Genomic DNA, 16,610 nt, shown 5'->3' with positions numbered 1-16,610 from the left:
TCCGTGCAAAGCGTATGATGGCCAGAACGAGCGTAGCCGCTCGCTTGGCCGATATGTATCGGGCTTGATCCGGGGTCAAGCAGGCCGTCGGCGAATGCCCCACAACTATCGCCATTCCCCTTGTTTCCGCGCCTATTGCTGCACGGTCGCACCAGGTGCCGTGATCGCGATCATTCGCGCTCTCCATCTATGAAACAGCTTCATAGATAATGTGGAACACCACACGCTACGTTGTTCACTTGTCGAAGCCCGGAGGCGTCGAGATCCATTCCGAACCCGAGAGTCCGGCCTTAAAGCCGTATTCGAAGAGCGTGTTCATGTATTTCCGATCAAAAAGCGAGCCGTCGGGCTCGTCCTCTGAAAAAACATCACCGATCGAAGTGTACTTGACCTCCACTCGGTCCCGTCGCGCGAGTTCGAAGTCGCGATAGAGGTCGCCCAAGCCTTGCGATGAGGTGAGCGTGATCACCGCCCGTTCGGCGATGTCCAACGCATTCAATTTCACCGGCTTGGGCTTCGGATGTAGGCGTCCGTTGCGGATCACGTAGGCCAGGATGCGGTTCGAGGCGCCTTGCGGTCTCGGCCCCTCGCGCAAATGAAGGGTCGGCGAATACAGGAACTGACCGACGGTCGTCCCGCCGTCGACGTGTAGCTCGCGGACGACACCGTCCTCGGATTCCAGCTCCATGGTTACGGGCGGGAAGAGCGTCGGGATCGCGGCCGATGCGAGCAGTATCTTGCGGATGAGTGTCGGAGCCTGAGGGTTGCCGCTGTCGGCGATCGCCCCGATATTCCAGAACACCGGTCGCGCGGCGACGAGATTCGTCGTTGCTATCAGCAACAAGCGTCCGTTCCGATATTCGCGTGCGATGCGCGCGATCATCTCCTCGTCGACGGCGGCCTTGATCTTCGCAAACAACGGGGTGGTATCGTACAGGGAGTCGTCCGTGAGGGCGGCGCCGAACCAGCGCTTGTGAATCAGTGAATCCTCGTCGATCGACGTAAAGAGTTCGTGCAATCGGGCGTCGTAGGCCGGTCCCAGGAACGCGAACGGCGCGATCAGGGCGCCGGTGGAGACGCCTGTCACGTAGTCGAATTCCGGGCGGTCGCCTTTCGCTGTCCAGCCCGCCAGGACTCCGGCGCCGAACGCTCCGTTCTGCCCTCCGCCGGAAAGCGCGAGCACGGTCTCCGTCCATCCGACGCGCCCATGAGAGCGCAAGAAAGCGGTCCGGCGCGCCCAGGCAGCCCTCGCCTCGCGCTCCCATTCGGGTCGACCGGCGGCGTCCGTCAGGAAGCGGGCGTGCGGAATGCCCTGAAAGTGTTGGACGTGGGCGCTATCCGGAAGCGAAGGCATGAAGGCCGCGGAAGCCACGCATCCGGACAAAGCTGCCGCGAGCGGAAGCAGCAATGCGAATTTGCGGACGACATCGGGAGCCGACAGCGTTCGCGAGACGCTCGCCGCGCATCTCGATGGGTTCGGATTCCGGGATTTACGGACAAGCCGTTGGTCGCACACTTCCCGGATCCGATCGAACACCGCACGCCTGCCAAAAATACCCGGGAAAATCATTGCGAATGCGGACTTTCACTCTGCTCGCCAAGTTCATAAAGTCGAGGCGAGGCCGCCACAATATCAGAGATGAGAGTTAAGCCGGCCTACCCCACCGCGCCCATGGCGGCACGCACTAATCGTCGTCGTTGTCTCTCCCAATCGTCCTGGGGGTCCAATCCGCGGCTCCAATTGCGATCAGGGGCTAAGCCTCCGCCCGGAGCAATCGACAGACTTCCGCCGGGACCGATAGATTGTCCGCCACCAGGACCAATCGAAAGCCCGCTTCCGGGTCCGATAGAGAAACTGCCGCCCGGTCCGATTGATTGCCCATCACCGAGCCTCTCGAGTCGCAGCTCCGGAACCGATCGAGCCCTGAACACAGTTTCTCCAAGCTTGTGCGTTTGCCGGCGCTGCGTCCAAGCCACTGTGCCAACCGATGGTACGGCACTTCGAATGATCAGAAACCCTATCCTTAAGGACAGGTCGCAGCCTCGAACTTGCGGGCGTGCGAACAAGCCCGCGAACCTTAGATTCGCTGCTTGCCAGCACCGGGGCGACCGAGCTGCCGATCGTCATAGGTCGGATAGTCGATGTAGCCAACTGCGCTGCCGCCATAGTAGTGAGCGCGGTCCGCGGGGGTCAGCGGCCAGTCGTTCTTCAGGCGCTCGACCAAATCAGGATTGGCGATGAACGCCTCGCCGAAAGCAGCGATGTCGATCAGGTCATCGGCAATGAGCTGTTCGGCGCCCTCGCGGGTCATGCCGCCCGCCAAGATTAGCACACCCTTGTAGCGAGCGCGGAACTTGGCGAGGAATTCGGGCGGGAGCGCAAAGCTGCCGCGTGACCTCTGATTTATCAGATGGACATAGGCAAGGTTGCGCTTGGAAAGCTCGTCAGCGAGATAGAGGTAGGTTTCCTCGATCTCCGGATACTGGGCCATGTCGAACAAGCCGCTATAGGGCGACACCCGGATAGCGGTCCGCTCGGCACCGATGCGCGCGATGACGGCGTCGATCGTCGCCAGCACGAATTGGGTGCGCCCTTTCAGCGTGTCGCCGCGGAACTCGTCTGTGCGGTCATTGACCACGAGATTGAGAAACTGCTCAATCAGATAGCCGCTGGCGCCGTGCAACTCGATGCCGTCGAAGCCCGCCTCGATCGCATTGGCGGCAGCCTCTGCGAAGTCGGCGATCACGCCATAGACCTCGCCGGTGGTCAGCGCCCGCGGCGCCGATGCGTCGACCGCGCCTGGCGTTCCGTCCTCGGTCAGGCCCCAGGCCTGCGAATTCCTGGCGATCTGGCCCGTCGAGCTGACCGGCGCGATTCCACCGGGCTGATTCGACACATGGCTGACACGGCCGACATGCCAGATCTGGGAGAAGATCGCGGCGCCCTTCGCATGGACAGCAGTTGTCACCTTACGCCAGCCAGCCACCTGCTGCGGTGTATAGAGGCCCGGGATGAACAGGTAACCTTCGGCGGTCGGGGAGATAGGCGTGCCTTCGGTGATGATCAGGCCCGCATCAGCGCGCTGACCGTAATAGACGGCGTTGAGATCATTGGGTACGCCGTCTGGGTTACGCGAACGAGTCATCGGCGCCATGGCGATCCTGTTGCCGAGCTGGCGCCCGCCCATGGCGAAGGGTTCGAATAAATTGCTCATGGTCCTCTCCCGTTTTGTTGGCGTAGGCACACCAATCAACTAGCGAAGCAGATGGGTAATTGCCCAAGAGCGATTGACGTGATTGAAGAGCAATTGCTGCTAACGCAGCCGCCGACGCCACTCGGTCGGGTTCGCGCCGCTGAACCGCCTGAACGCCGCGGCGAAAGCGGTCGATGATGACGAGGAAGTCCGCGTTTCGGTTCGAGAGCTGCTCCTGTCAGTGGGAATCGATCGCAGCGATTGCCTGCACCACCAACCGGGCAACACTTATCTGGCCGGGCCAATCAAGCCGACACTTAGACTTGAGGTAGGCTCGTTGAGCCTCAAGAGTATGGTCGATCGGGCTCGTTGTTTAGGGCAACCACACGGTAGGTATTGATGTTCGGCGACCCCAAACATCTGACTCTATTGCCGACGCGTCCCGCGGATGCGCGCTTTGCTGTCAATCGGGGCCAGCCGGGATCGCCGACTTACCGATGCAGTTGTCGACTTTCTTGTTGCAGCACTTGGTTTGTCCTGAAGAGGGCGCTCCTCCTCATGCCCCAGCGGGACCGAGGTGCGTCATCTGACGCCGATCGAGTAGGTTTCCGCAGCCACCGCTCTCCGCTCAAGTTTGTCGACCGATAAGTTCGAAGATCGGCTATTACGCATAGACGCGGGTGACCTCTGAGAATGGATTCGTTCATATTCATTTCGGTCATGGTTCACATCAAGGCTGCGATAGAACGGCTGAGAACTGGCGTTGTCCTTTAAGACAAACCGACAGAATTTTTCGTGACCGATCGACCTGGCGTTCAACACCATGCATTGAAATAGAAGCCTACCGGTGTCCTCTCCGCGGTGTTTCTGATCTACAATCAGCCATTTCATCATGAGATGGTTAAAGCGAATGCATAAATGGGATTTCATAATTTATGGAGTATCTTAGACCACGCTTGTCACTTCACGAACGGTCTTCAAGCAGAATGCGTGGCAGGATCAACCCGAAGCTCATCGCGAGTATGACTAGAAATGCTGTGGCACCATTCGCGGCAATGTTGCTTAGCAGAGCTATCGGCGCACGTGGCCCCAACGAAACTAGTTCGACGAGGGCACTTGCTGCTTCGAACAGGAAGAAGCCCGGTATCATCGAAACAACCGCTGAAAAGCCGAGCGCAGCGAAGGGTAGATGGAAGCGATCGACGACTGGTGTGACGATGATGCTGACCAGAATGCAGGCGACGAGCGCTCCAGTCGCTACATTCGCGCTCGCGAGCGAGATCAGGGCCCAGTGTGCCGCATGTCCGAGCATGCCAGCTGCAATGGGAAACGGCAGCATGCGCCAGGGCATCGAGAACAAGTTACCGAAGGAGGCGACTGCGCATCCTGCTGCAACTACGTCAGCTAGGAGTGGCACGGGCGCGATCGGCCCTGCGGCCTGGAGTGTTGAGCTGTCGGCGATGAAGCCCAACAGCAGGCCGACGCAAATCATAAGCACGATCATGCAGGCGTAGGTCAGGCGAGCGATGCCAAGCGCGATTCGCGTACGTACGAGATCGATTGCACCATTGAGAAGATGCGGACCAGGTACCAGCACCATGCAGGGACAGAATGCGACGAGAGCGTTAGCGATCGGCTGATGCAAGCCGATAGCGGAGATGGTCGTTGTGATGCTGGCGATGAGGGCAGCACAAAGCGGTTGAATGAATGGATTGTTGCTGAAGACTGACAGCCAGCGGCGCACTAGCGCGCCGAGGGCAGCACTTGTCCCGATTAGGATCAGGCTCGAGCTGTCGAGCACGCCGAAGATGACCCCGAGCGATACCGCTCCAAAGGCAGCAAATGAAGTGAACTGTAGCGTGGATATTGGTGGCACGTTTCCGGCCAACAACAGAGCGGACCGTGCTTCCTCAGCGCGCAGCGTTCCGTCGCACAACCGGTCCACAACGGCTGTGACGGCCAGCACCTTATTCATATCGATGCCGAGTGGCTTTGTGGCAACGATCCGTGACAAGGACGTTCCTTCGAGCTCGACTGTAAGCTTGTCCCAATCCGGCAGAACTCTCGCCGGCACGCCCAGAGCGCGGCCGAGGCGTTCTGCAGCGACTACGGTCCGCTCCGTGGTTTGGCCATTGGCAAACAGCAGCGTCGCTGCCAGTGCAACCACACCCAGTGCTGCCTCGCGTGCGGTCTGATCGGACGCAAGGGGAGATGGTCGAAAGGCAGCAGTCATGGTTGCTCGCTTTCTGCTCTTGGTGTGCGATCCCGTCACCATCGACAGATATCGCCGCACCCGTGATTTGATCTGCCGCAAGCGTTCATAGGAAGGCAACGATACCGTCAAGCTACGAAGAAGGAGCGAAATCCTCAGACGGCAGTTTCTTCGCTAGAAGCTCTTTGGTCGCTTCCGTCTAACTTTTGCGGCCCGCCAGGACATACGGCGTGTCAGGTCACCCACTATCGGAAGTCTTGAGGCCGGACGATCGCGACTTTGCTCTTCAACATGACATTTCCTTTCGATAGTTGAGAAACAGGTCGCAAAGAGCCTCAATGGGGGCCAGCGCCGTCGAGGCGGTCGGGCTTCTTGAGGAGAAGGCTTGCGAGCAGTGCGATGATGAGGGCCGCACCCAGTATGTAGAAAGTGTCGCTGAAGCCTAGGATGAAGGCCTGCTTCTGGATGACCTTGCCGACCACGACATAGGCGCGGTGGGCGGCGTCGGCGCGATCGATTACACCGTGGCTCACGAAATACTGCGTGAGCTGCTCCAGCCGCGTGCGGGTCGTCTCCTCGAACACTGAGACCGACTGCATCAGCACGTTGGAGTGATATTGCTCACGCTTGGTCAGCACAGTCTGGAGCAGCGCGATGCCAACGGCACCGCCGAGATTGCGCATCATGTTGAACAGACTGGAGGCCGAGCCCGCATTCTCCGGCTCTATGCCGGCAGTCGCGACCGCGGACAGCGGCGCCATGACCAGCGCCTGGCCGATCGCGCGGACGATGTTGGGCCATAACAGCTGGTCGGCGGCATAGTCGCTAGTCATATAAATATTCATGAAGTTAGAACCAGCGAACAAGACGAAGCCGACGCCGATGATGATCCGCGCATCGAACCGCCGCATCAGGCCCGGCACCAGCGGGATCAGCACAAGTTGTGGCAGTCCTGTCCAGGCCAGCACCACGCCGATCTGCTCGGCATTGTAGCCCTGAATGCGTGACAGGTATTGCGGCAGGATAAACACAGAACCGTAAAGCGCGACGCCGAGCACGAAGTTCGCGAGCATGCCGAAGCCGAAATTGCGGCGAACCAACAGGCGCAGGTTCAACAGCGGCTTCTTCACTGTGAGTTCGATGACCAGAAAGGCTGTCAGTGCGACGGCCGCGATCACCGACAGTTTTACGATGAAGGGCGAGCCGAACCAATCGTCCTTGTTCCCTTCCTCGAGCACGGTCTGAAGCGCCGACAGGCCGATCGCCATGGCGATGATGCCGGCCCAATCGCCGTCGCGCAGCAGCGACAGCTTCATCGGCTTGGGCTCCAGCGCGTACCAGAGCATGCCGACCATGATCGCGCCCGGGACGAGGTTGACATAGAAGATATACTCCCAGCCGAAATTCTCGGTGAGATAGCCGCCGATGGTCGGGCCGATCGCGGGGGCGAACGTCGCCGACAGCGCGAACAGCGCAAGGCCGACCGGCTGCTTGGCGCGCGGCAGCAGGGTGATGATCAAGGTGAAGGCCATCGGGATTAGTACGCCGCCGGTGAAACCCTGGATCGCGCGCAGCACTATCATTTGCGGCAGGTCCTGCGCCAGCGCGCAGGCCGCTGACAGCAACAGGAACAGGACTGCGTTGGTGAGCAGATAAAGGCGGATAGAAAACACCTGCGCAAGCCAGCCGGAGAGTGGAATCACCACGATTTCGGCGATCAGATAGGAGGTTGAGATCCAGCCCCCGTCGTCGATGCCAGCGCCGATCGCACCTTGGATGTCGGCGAGCGAGGCGTTGACGATCTGGATGTTGAGCACCGCCATGAAGGCACCGAGCGTGGCGCCGGTGACCGCGAGCCAGGTTCTTACGGATGTGGTAGGCATCGCAGATGGCGCGTCGGAATCGCCTGCGGACACGGCGTCGATGGTTGTTGGCTGGGTAGTCATGGTCGGTCCTCGTCGCTAGCGATGCAGGGTGCGGTTCGCTATCGTGAACCGCGCGGCTTAGCGCCGCGTGATGCGAGGCGTCTTTCCGCGTCTCGCTCGGCGCTAACGGCCGATATGGTATTCACAGTCGGCACGGCCGACATGCCAGGGCGCAGCAGGCCCTTGAGATTATGATCGTCGAGCACGATCTTCACCGGCACGCGCTGCACGATCTTGGTGAAATTGCCGGTGGCGTTGTCGGGCGGCAGCAGAGCGAATTCCAGGCCGCTTGCGGGCGACAGGCTGTCGACATGGCCCCTCAGCCTGGTCGATCGAAAGCTGTCAACGTAGAGTTCGACAGGTTGGCCGTTGCGCACATGGGTGAGTTGCGTCTCCTTGAAATTGGCGACCACAAAGACCTGGTCGAGCGGAACCACCGCCATGAGCTGCGTGCCGGCCTGCACATATTGTCCGATACGGAGCGAGCGTGCTCCGACTGTGCCGTCGACCGGCGCTGTGATCTGCGTGTAAGACAGGTTCAGTGCAGCCTGGAGCTCGACCGCGCGAGCGCGGTCGAGCTGGGCGACGGCCTGCGCACGCTGGGTGGAGAGCACCTCGATCTTCGTATTGGCGGCGGTTAGTCCGGCCTTTCCCTGCGCGAGCTGCGCGGTCTGCGCGCGCAATGCCGCGTCAGTCTGTTGTGCCCGCTGAACCGTGCCTGAGCCCGACTTCATCAATCCGTCGTATCGGGTTTGCTCCTCCCGGGCGAATTTCAGATTGGCTTCGGCAACGTCGACTTCAGCGGCTTGTTGCAGGATCAGCGGCTGCTGCAATTCAATCTGCGCGTTGAGGTTCTGGATCGCTGCCTCCGAGGCTGTAACATCGGCCTTTGCTTGATCCAGTGCGGCCCTGAAATCGCGGTCGTCGATCCGCGCCAAGAGCTGCCCGGCCTTCACCGCCTCGTTGTCCGCGACCAGCACCTCGTGGATGTAGCCGGAAACCTTTGGCGCGACGATCGTGGAATCGGCTTTGACGTAGGCATCGTCGGTCGTTTCCAGGTAGCGGCCGGCCGTCAGGTAGTAGTGGCTGTAAACGGCAGCGCAAGCGACACCAAACGTAGCGACGAGGGCGATCGCGGTGCGTTGGATGCTTCGACGCGATAGGCGAAGGGGCGTTTTGGTCTTCTGCTTAGAGGTATAGGAAAGGGTCGACACTGCAGTCTCCGAAAGCTGTTGGTTGCGCTCAAGTTCAATCACGGCGATGCACGTCATGGCTGACGATGCCGGGCTCGGGCGGCTGGCGGATCCAGCCGGTTTGGGTCGGCCAGCGTGCGGCGGACGTCGTTGAAGCCGCTCCGCCAGTGCGCGCGCACCGCATTAAGCCCGAACTCGTAGTCGCGCGAATGGCCCTCGTGAATCTTGGGCTGATAGATCTGATGGACTATGTTGTAGGAGCGACGGCGGGCCATCTCCGCGGTGGCACGAATTTCTGGATCCTGCTTTGCGCTATCGGGAAGCATTTCGAGCGTCCGCTGCAACGCTTGACGCATTTTCTGGACGATGACGCGATAGCCCATGCCTAGGAAGTAGAGCATCTGGGCACCCCAGTCGTCAGAGCTCAGCGGCCAGCCATCGTGAAACACGATTGACTGGACAGACTTGGGTCCCCAGTCCTTGTAGAAGATCCGCACGTCATCGCTTGTGGTAACCGAGGTCACGGGGCCAGTCCTCTCAGCGAACAGGAGCGCGAGCTTCGTTTCCTCGCCGCCAAGGTAGAGTGGATGATGATAGACGTCGCGTATATGAGGGTGCTTGCGACCACTTTTCGCCGCGAGGTATTGTCAATGCCGACGGACTTGATCCAGACCATTTGAGCATTTTCGCTTCATTGCTGAACACGAAGAAAACTACCGAGCCGAATGTGCCGCTGCCCCAGCGCGATTGACGTAATTGCATCGCGATTGCTGCTAACGCACGCGCGTGCGCCAAATCGCTCGGCGCTTCGCCGGTCAGTTTCCTGAACACCGCCGCGAAAACGGTTTGCGAGGAATAGCCAAGGGCGGCTGCAATCGAGAGGTCCGTAGCGCAGTCTGAACGCATCGTTCGATCCCGCGAAGAAGCGTCTTTGGCGGCTTCGTCGGCAATGCGCTTCAGCGTTGTCTGAGACAGGATAGAGCTGAACGACATCAATAGATTTCGAAATGTGCCATCGGGAACTCGATCCTTCCGAATGACTATCACGCCCCCGGGGGAAACGTTTCAATCGCAACCGATTACCCCGATCGCCATTGTCAGCCACGATGATGTGGCGGCTCATGGGTTCGACCACGTCGCGCAACGGTTCATGCTCCAGCGGACTATCTCAGCGCCGGCGGGGTCCAATGCCATGCGAAATGGCGGGGTCCCGAGCACACGAGCCACCTCCACATCACCACGACGTTGGTCGTCGCCGGCAGGTAGGTCGTTTGTTTCCGATACGCTGGAAAGATGCTCCGAGGAATCGCGCAAGTTGGGCTTGCTCATGGAGGTATGCTCACGTTTGGGAAGACATTCATTCTGCGTATCTGCGGATGCAGCACTTCCCGTGTAGTGTGATCATTAGGCCGAGCGCTATATGAGCGTATTGCGCAATGGGTCAGGTCGCGCTGGTTCAGCGACTAGATCGACCTATACCTAGGGATAGTGCGGAAGTGAGGCCTCTACCGCGCGCGCAATTGATCGTTGCGGCTGGCGCCTATTCCGGAGGTTGGCCCACTTGGCGATCGAGTGTGACGATTCTGGACGCGGACCTGCAATCTTCGGCGCAGGAAGTATGAAGCGAAGTTGTGCTCGCCATTCTGGCTATTCGCTCTCCAAATACTGCCGCCATGGGCTCCGATGATCAACGGGCAGATCGTAAGGTCGATGCCAATTCCAGCATTCTTGATACTGAAGAAGCTGTCGAAGATATGCGCGAGAACTGGCGCTGCGATGACGGGCCCATGGACGAAGACGAAAACGCAAACCGATCCATCTTCGTCCACCGAAGTGGATGTCGATCCGATATTGGTTGGCCGAATTGCGCAATGGCCGCGACGCCGTTGGCAATCAGGTTGATGATCACTCGTTGCAACGGAGTCCGATCGCCAGTACCTGAGGTCGCCCGGATGCAAGATTCATCGAAGGCAATCGATTTTGAATCAATGTCGGGGCGCAGGATGTGCAGTCATCGTTTGCGGCACCATTGATCGTCAACGGCACCGAGCCCAAAGGCTTCGTCTCGACTGAGGCGAGGTCCGCGCGTTCGGCGCCAACAGGCGAAGCCGCGAGAGGGGCTCGACTATCTGGCGAAATCTGTCAGACGAGATTAGTCATCTGACGGCGGATCTTTTCGATCGTTGCGTCGCGAGCGACCTGCGTAGCTCGTCGCGTTCTGCAGAAGATGAAAGAGGACTTCGTCATTAAGCGGCTTTGTCAGACATGCATGAGCACCGCCCCTCATTGCGCGCGCTTGAGTCGCCGGACTTGTGTCAGCTGTGATGAAGATGACCGGCATTGACGAACCAAGCTCCCGCAATCTCTCCTGTAGTTCAAGCCCGGTTCGGCCCGGCATGCTCACGTCGGTGATCAGGCAATCGAAGCATCCCGGCTCGAACTCGGCCATGAAAGCTTCTGCCCGATCAAAGGTGCGACAATCAACTTCCAGAACCATAAGAAGATCGGCAAGCGCCTCTCGCACAGCCAGGTCGTCGTCTACGACAGCCACTAATGGGGTTTTGGACAAGCAGGTGTCTTTCACTGGCATGGTCGGGCGAATATCTACCCATTGTCGGTCGGATTGTACCTATTCTCTAGTTTAGGCCGAGTGCTCCCTTCGACGTTCTGCAGGCAGTGATTCCAAAATCCGGATCAGATCTCCGGCGGACGATGCCTGGAGCTTCCACTTCGCACTGCGGCTTGACCGAGATTTCGTTGGTGCCCGGATCGAACGCAACCAGATGGCTGCCGCGCGAACTTTGCCGTCACGACCTGTCGGGGCGTGCACGCTTTTCCCGCAACGAATGCGAGGAGAAACGGGCTTCATCAAGTTCAAAATCGTCCCGGTCGGCGGCGACGTGACCTTGACCGAAGGAGGCTTCTCGATATCCGGATGCCCAGCGCGAGCGGCCTCGATCTCCAGCAGCATTTGCCCGCGAGTGGCAGTACTAGGCCGTTCGTCTTCCTTATCGGTCACAGCGACATTGCCATGACGGTGTAGGCGATGACGGCTGGAGCCGTCGATTTACTGGCCAAGCGGTACTGGATCAGACGCTCCTGGACGCCGTCGCGGCAGCCATCGAGAAAGACATCGCGCAAAGAGGGCCGCGCATTGTGTGAAACGAAACATCGAGCTCCCTTGCAACGCTGACGACGCGCGAGCGCGAGACGGTTAAAGGCCGGCTCAACAAGCAGATCGCCTTCGAGCCTACGATCAGCGAGATCACGGTCTAGCTGCATCGCAGTAATACGAATAAGAAGCTTGAGACAAACTCCATCGGTGAGTTGATCCGGCTCTGGGATCGGTGCCGGCCGAACGCCGAGGGGGAGCCAGCCTACACCAAAGAATAGGTACAACCGGGGGACCGATGGGTAGATGGTCGTTGAGCATGTCAGCGAAAGATATCTGCTTGTTCAGAACCCTCGTTGCCATCGTGGACGACGACTTGGCTGGACGAGAGGCTCTTTCCGAACCTCCTTCAGGTGATGGACGTCGCGTGTCGTACATTTGATCGAGCGGAGGCCTTCATGGCCGAATTCGAACCGGATTGTTTTGATTGCCCGATCACTGACGTGAGCATGCCGGCCTCAGCGGGATTGATCTGGTGCGGCAACAGCGGGGCATCGGTTCCACCATGCCGCTGATCGCCATCACGGTCGACACCAATCCGGCGCCCGGTTGCGCGCCATGAGATACGGCCCCATGCCTATCTGACCGGCCCGATAGAAACTGAAGCACTGCTTCATCATTTGCAGTTCGCCCGGCGGCGGACTGGCTTTCGATCTAATACCTAATGACAGAGAGGCTTCTGATGGCGAGCTCCGTGGATTGATATGCTCAGCACTATGCAGGTACCCGCAGAAGTCATGCAAAAATGGCAGGAGATCGTAGATCTTCTAGCCGAAATTCTATGCGTTCCCTCGGCATTGATCATGAGAGTAGAGTCGCCAAATATTAAAGTCTTCGTTTCCAGCGCGTCGAAAGGAAATCCTTACGAACCGGACGAGGTCGCGCGTCTCGATACAGGCCTCTATTGTGAGACTGTCATGAGCACCCGCCAACCGTTGAACGTTCCGAACGCCCTGCAAGATGAGGCATGGAAATCAAACCCTGACATCAAACTAGGCATGATCTCTTACCTCGGCGTGCCGATTACTTGGCCTGATGGCGAGATGTTTGGAACGATCTGTGTTCTTGATAAGAAAAGCAACGAATTCAGCGAGCTCTATCTCAGACTGCTATTGCTGTGGCGTGACGTGTTGCAGGCGGACTTGAGAAACATTGCCACTATGCAGCGAGAGATCGAACAACGGGAGGTGAAAATTCGTCGCCTCGTCGAGGCCAACATCATCGGCATCATCATCTGGAATGTGGAGGGTCAGATTCTCGATGCCAATAACGAATTTCTCCGCATGGTTGGTTATGATCGTCGCGATCTTCTGTCCGGTCGCGTGAGCTGGATGGACATGACGCCCCTTGAATGGCGCGATCGCAACGCGATGGCAATATCCGAGCTGAAGAACAAGGGAGCCGTGAAGCCCTTTGAAAAGGAATACGTCCGGAAAGACGGCAACCGTATTCCTGTGTTGATCGGCATTGCGGACCTTGAAGGAATGGAGGGTCAGGGTGTCGCATTTGTGCTCGATTTAACCGAGCGTAAGCAGGCAGAAACAGAAGCGCGCGAGAGCGAGCGGCGATTTCGCAACATGCAGATGGAATTGGCCCACGCCAATCGCCTCGCAACTTTGGGTCAACTTACCGCGTCTATTACGCATGAGGTGAAGCAGCCGATCACGGCCACGCTCCTGAATACCCAAACAGCCCAGCGATTCCTCACTCGCCAGCCTGCAGATGTTCAGAGAGCGAAAAAGGCGATAGACCGCGCGGTGCTGAACGGCATGCGGGTCAGCGAAGTTGTCGACCGGACGCACGCGCTGGTTAGCAAGGCGCCCATGCGAAAGGACCGCTTGGAGATTAATGAAGCCATTTCAGGGGTTATCGGGTTGACGCGCGGGAAGGTCTTGAAGAACGGCGTTCAACTGCGAACTCAATTGGCAGAAGGCTTACCCGATGTCCAAGGCAGTCGGGTCCAGATTCAACAGGTGATGCTGAACTTAATCGTAAATGCCGTCGAGGCGATGAGCCAAATGAGCGACGATCCTCGCGAATTGCATATCAGCACCCAAGCTGAATCTGACTGTATTCTCGTTATAGTGCGAGACACTGGCCCGGGTCTATCGGAAGGCGCTATCGAGCGAGCCTTCGAGGCATTTTATACGACGAAGTCGAACGGCTTGGGAATGGGACTATCCATCTGCCGGTCGATCATTGAGGATCACGGAGGACGATTGTGGGTGACCACAGACGTACCAAGAGGTGCGGCGTTTCAATTCACAGTTCCAATCAATTAGGGCTGCTAGGACTGACTGCGTATACTCGTGCAGTCTTCTCAAATTAGATGACTGCTTTGACGGCATTTGGCTCCGGCACCCCACGCGATAGGCGAGCGGGCCGTCGATGACGCACGACCCATGGGACTATCCCAAGGTACAGGTCAATCTATTCCCCGAAGCAGCCGGACCAGACCCGCCGCCCGATTTCGGGATGTGGCGCTTGCCGTCATTGTTACGAGCACTGAGGCAGCAGTGTCGCGCCTCATTGGTTTTGACTTAGCGCCAATGCGAGCGGAAGTTCATGAGCAAGTCCAATTTGCACGATTCTCCGGAGAATGTGCCCAGCGAGGCGCAAGCGCATAGGAGAGACGATCCGATCGGTGAGCGGCGCCCTGCCGATGAAGAGATGGCGCGCGTGCTCAGGACCAAGCCGTTTCGCGTGGCTTCGCAGCCGTCGAGCGGCACGATCGCCTACTGGAAGCACGAGCCCGTGCACGACGTCGTCAAGCCGATGGTCGATCATGTCATCATGACCTATCCGACCGGCGTGCAGCGGCTCGAACGACGTACCGGGAGATCAGTTGCGGTCGGAACGGCGCGTCCCGGTGTCGTAACGCTCATTCCGGCTGGCTCGACCTCCCGGTGGGATATTCATCGGCCGATGCACGTCCTTCAGCTCTTCCTTCCGCACGCGACACTCTCGCGCGTTGCCGACGAAGCCGACGTGGCGACGCCCGGTGATCTTCTGGAGCGGACGGTGCACCCGGATCCGGCCGTATCACGGTTGCTGATGAGTTCGGTCGATGTTCTGGAAGGTCACGCGGTATTGGACGCCTTGTTTAGGCAACAACTGACGGACGTCGTGGCCACGCGCATCTTGGCTGCCCACGCAGGCTCGTCGATCACGGTCCGGCCAACTATGGGCGGTCTGTCGCCAAACGTCTTGGGGCGTGCCATCAATCGCTTGCGCTCAGATAGCGATGCGGATGTCTCTCTCGCGGCGCTTGCTTCGGATGCCGGCCTTTCTCGCTTCCACTTCTGTCGCGCCTTTAAGGAGAGCACAGGCCTTTCGCCTCATGCTTGGCTGCGTCAGCACCGGCTCGAGCAGGCCATGAACATGCTGCGCGACACCGATGCATCTGTCGTCTCGGTGGCGGCGGCCCTCGGCTACGGCTCTCAGACCGCGTTCGCTTCTGCATTCAAACGCTTGACCGGTGAGACAGCGACTAGTTGGCGGCGCCGCATGCGTTAGCCGCAATCGCGCTGCAATCGACGCAATCGCTCTTGGGCAGTGGTCCCTGAGATCCCCTAAATCACTGTAAGTAATTCGGACGACACGAGACGAACAGATGATTTCCACCAACCTCTTCAGCCGGCTCGCGAGTACGTCGCGTCGAAACCTGCTAGTGAGCATGCTCGTTTGCGCGACCTCATTGACCGTTTGCTCGCCTTCGGCGATCGGAAAAGAGAGAGACAACTCGATGTCGCCCAAGAACGGCCTCGTGGAGATTTACGACCTTCTGCCGAACGGCCCGTGCACGACACGCGCTAACATTATCAACGCCAAGATATTCGCGATTCTCTTCACGTAACTTGCACCCAGCCACTTCACACCACTGGAGCAAATCGCATGCGACTTGTGATCATTGGCGCCGGCTTTGCCGGCATGTACGCCGCACTTTCTGCTGCCCGCCTTCGCGACATCCAGGGCGTTCCACCCAAAGAGCTCGAGATTGCGCTGGTCGCGCCTGAGCCGACGCTCGTGATCCGCCCGCGGCTTTATGAACCGAAGCCGGAGACCCTGACGGCGCCACTTGAGAACGTTTTGAAAGCCATCGATGTGGTCTACGTGCAAGGTAACGCTGAGGCTGTCGATACAAAGTCCCGCGTGGTGAAGATCGTTCCCGCTAAGGGCGCGAACAAGAGCCTCTCCTACGATCGGCTGGTCGTGGCCACCGGCAGCCAGCTATTCCGTCCCAAGTTTCCCGGCCTTGCTGAGCATGTTTTCAGTATCGATCAGCTCGACGACGCAGTCGCGCTCGACCGGCATTTGCATCAACTGGCGAGTTTGCCGATATCGGAGATGCGCGACACGGTCGTTGTTGCGGGTGGCGGTTTCACCGGAATTGAGGCGGCAACCGAGATGTCTTCACGTCTACGAGCGATGCTTGGCAAGGACGCTAAGCCGCGTGTCATCATTGTCGATCGGAATAAGGCAATCGCCCCCGACATGGGGGACGACGCCCGCCCTATCATCGAGGACGCCTTGCGCAAACTTGGTGTGGAAACACGGCTTGGCGTTGGCGTCACCTCGCTCGAAAAGTCCGGTGTTACGCTTTCCAACGGCGACTACATCGAGAGTGCCACGGTGATCTGGGCCGCCGGCATGCGTGCCGCGCCGTTGACCGCGCAGATCCCCGCCGGGCGCGACGGTTTTGGCCGTCTGCTCGTCGACCGTGACCTGCACGTGCTGTCGGTGCCTGGCGTCTTTGCGACTGGCGATGCCGCTAGGGCGGCATGTGATGACGTCGGCAACTACGCGCTGATGTCGTGCCAGCACGCAACGCGGATGGGCGCCTTTGCGGGCAACAATGCCGCCGCCGAATTGCTCGGTGTGGCGACGAAGCCATATCACCAGAAGGCTTATGTC

Annotated in this window: 11 protein-coding genes and 2 pseudogenes; 4 read left to right on the top strand and 9 right to left on the bottom strand. The window is 59.0% G+C overall.

Annotated elements, in window-relative coordinates; translation table 11 throughout:
- Positions 1-235: 235 nt before the first annotated feature.
- From HP556_RS12015 to HP556_RS11980, 9 genes and pseudogenes are all read right to left on the bottom strand, one after another.
- A complete protein-coding gene (locus HP556_RS12015) occupies positions 236-1,570 on the bottom strand; it encodes a patatin-like phospholipase family protein (protein ID WP_175367143.1) in 1,335 nt (444 codons plus the stop codon).
- Between the two features lie 508 nt (positions 1,571-2,078).
- Positions 2,079-3,215, bottom strand: coding sequence for an alkene reductase (locus tag HP556_RS12010; protein WP_175367142.1), 1,137 nt, complete (start codon positions 3,213-3,215; stop codon positions 2,079-2,081).
- 943 nt (positions 3,216-4,158) lie between these two features.
- Positions 4,159-5,427 carry a threonine/serine exporter family protein gene (locus tag HP556_RS12005; protein ID WP_175367141.1) on the bottom strand — a complete coding sequence of 423 codons (1,269 nt, stop codon included), beginning with the start codon at positions 5,425-5,427 and terminating at the stop codon, positions 4,159-4,161.
- A gap of 314 nt (positions 5,428-5,741) precedes the next feature.
- Positions 5,742-7,352, bottom strand: a complete 1,611-nt coding sequence (locus HP556_RS12000; protein ID WP_175367140.1) for an MDR family MFS transporter — start codon at positions 7,350-7,352, stop codon at positions 5,742-5,744.
- A 38-nt stretch (positions 7,353-7,390) separates the two neighbouring features.
- Positions 7,391-8,602 carry an HlyD family secretion protein gene (locus tag HP556_RS11995; protein WP_175367139.1) on the bottom strand — a complete coding sequence of 404 codons (1,212 nt, stop codon included), beginning with the start codon at positions 8,600-8,602 and terminating at the stop codon, positions 7,391-7,393.
- A complete protein-coding gene (locus HP556_RS30100) occupies positions 8,599-8,850 on the bottom strand; it encodes a DUF3734 domain-containing protein (protein ID WP_246297670.1) in 252 nt (83 codons plus the stop codon). Before HP556_RS30100 ends, HP556_RS11995 begins: the two co-directional genes overlap by 4 nt.
- A 24-nt stretch (positions 8,851-8,874) precedes the next feature.
- Positions 8,875-9,048, bottom strand: a pseudogene (locus HP556_RS30250) (alpha/beta fold hydrolase); the annotation flags it as partial.
- A 13-nt stretch (positions 9,049-9,061) separates the two neighbouring features.
- Positions 9,062-9,517 carry a hypothetical protein gene (locus HP556_RS30245; protein WP_246297655.1) on the bottom strand — a complete coding sequence of 152 codons (456 nt, stop codon included), beginning with the start codon at positions 9,515-9,517 and terminating at the stop codon, positions 9,062-9,064.
- 1,159 nt (positions 9,518-10,676) lie between these two features.
- Positions 10,677-11,114 (bottom strand): response regulator transcription factor, encoded by a 438-nt coding sequence (locus HP556_RS11980; protein WP_175367138.1) that lies wholly within the window; start codon positions 11,112-11,114, stop codon positions 10,677-10,679.
- Positions 11,115-11,444: 330 nt separating this feature from the next.
- On the opposite strand from HP556_RS11980, the pseudogene HP556_RS30575 reads away from it, so the two are divergent.
- From HP556_RS30575 to HP556_RS11955, 4 genes and pseudogenes are all read left to right on the top strand, one after another.
- Positions 11,445-11,917: pseudogene (locus HP556_RS30575) on the top strand (response regulator transcription factor); the annotation flags it as partial.
- A gap of 516 nt (positions 11,918-12,433) precedes the next feature.
- Positions 12,434-13,978, top strand: coding sequence for a GAF domain-containing sensor histidine kinase (locus HP556_RS11965; RefSeq protein ID WP_246297653.1), 1,545 nt, complete (start codon positions 12,434-12,436; stop codon positions 13,976-13,978).
- 283 nt (positions 13,979-14,261) lie between these two features.
- A complete protein-coding gene (locus HP556_RS11960; protein WP_175367136.1) occupies positions 14,262-15,212 on the top strand; it encodes a helix-turn-helix transcriptional regulator in 951 nt (316 codons plus the stop codon).
- Positions 15,213-15,590: 378 nt separating this feature from the next.
- The coding region (locus HP556_RS11955; RefSeq protein WP_175367135.1) for an NAD(P)/FAD-dependent oxidoreductase at positions 15,591-16,610 on the top strand (1,020 nt) is incomplete at its 3' end.

Source organism: Tardiphaga robiniae (assembly GCF_013359755.1).
Classification (GTDB): domain Bacteria; phylum Pseudomonadota; class Alphaproteobacteria; order Rhizobiales; family Xanthobacteraceae; genus Tardiphaga; species Tardiphaga robiniae.
The sequence above is the reverse complement of the archived record's forward strand: the minus strand, read 5'-3'. Positions and strand labels throughout refer to the sequence as shown.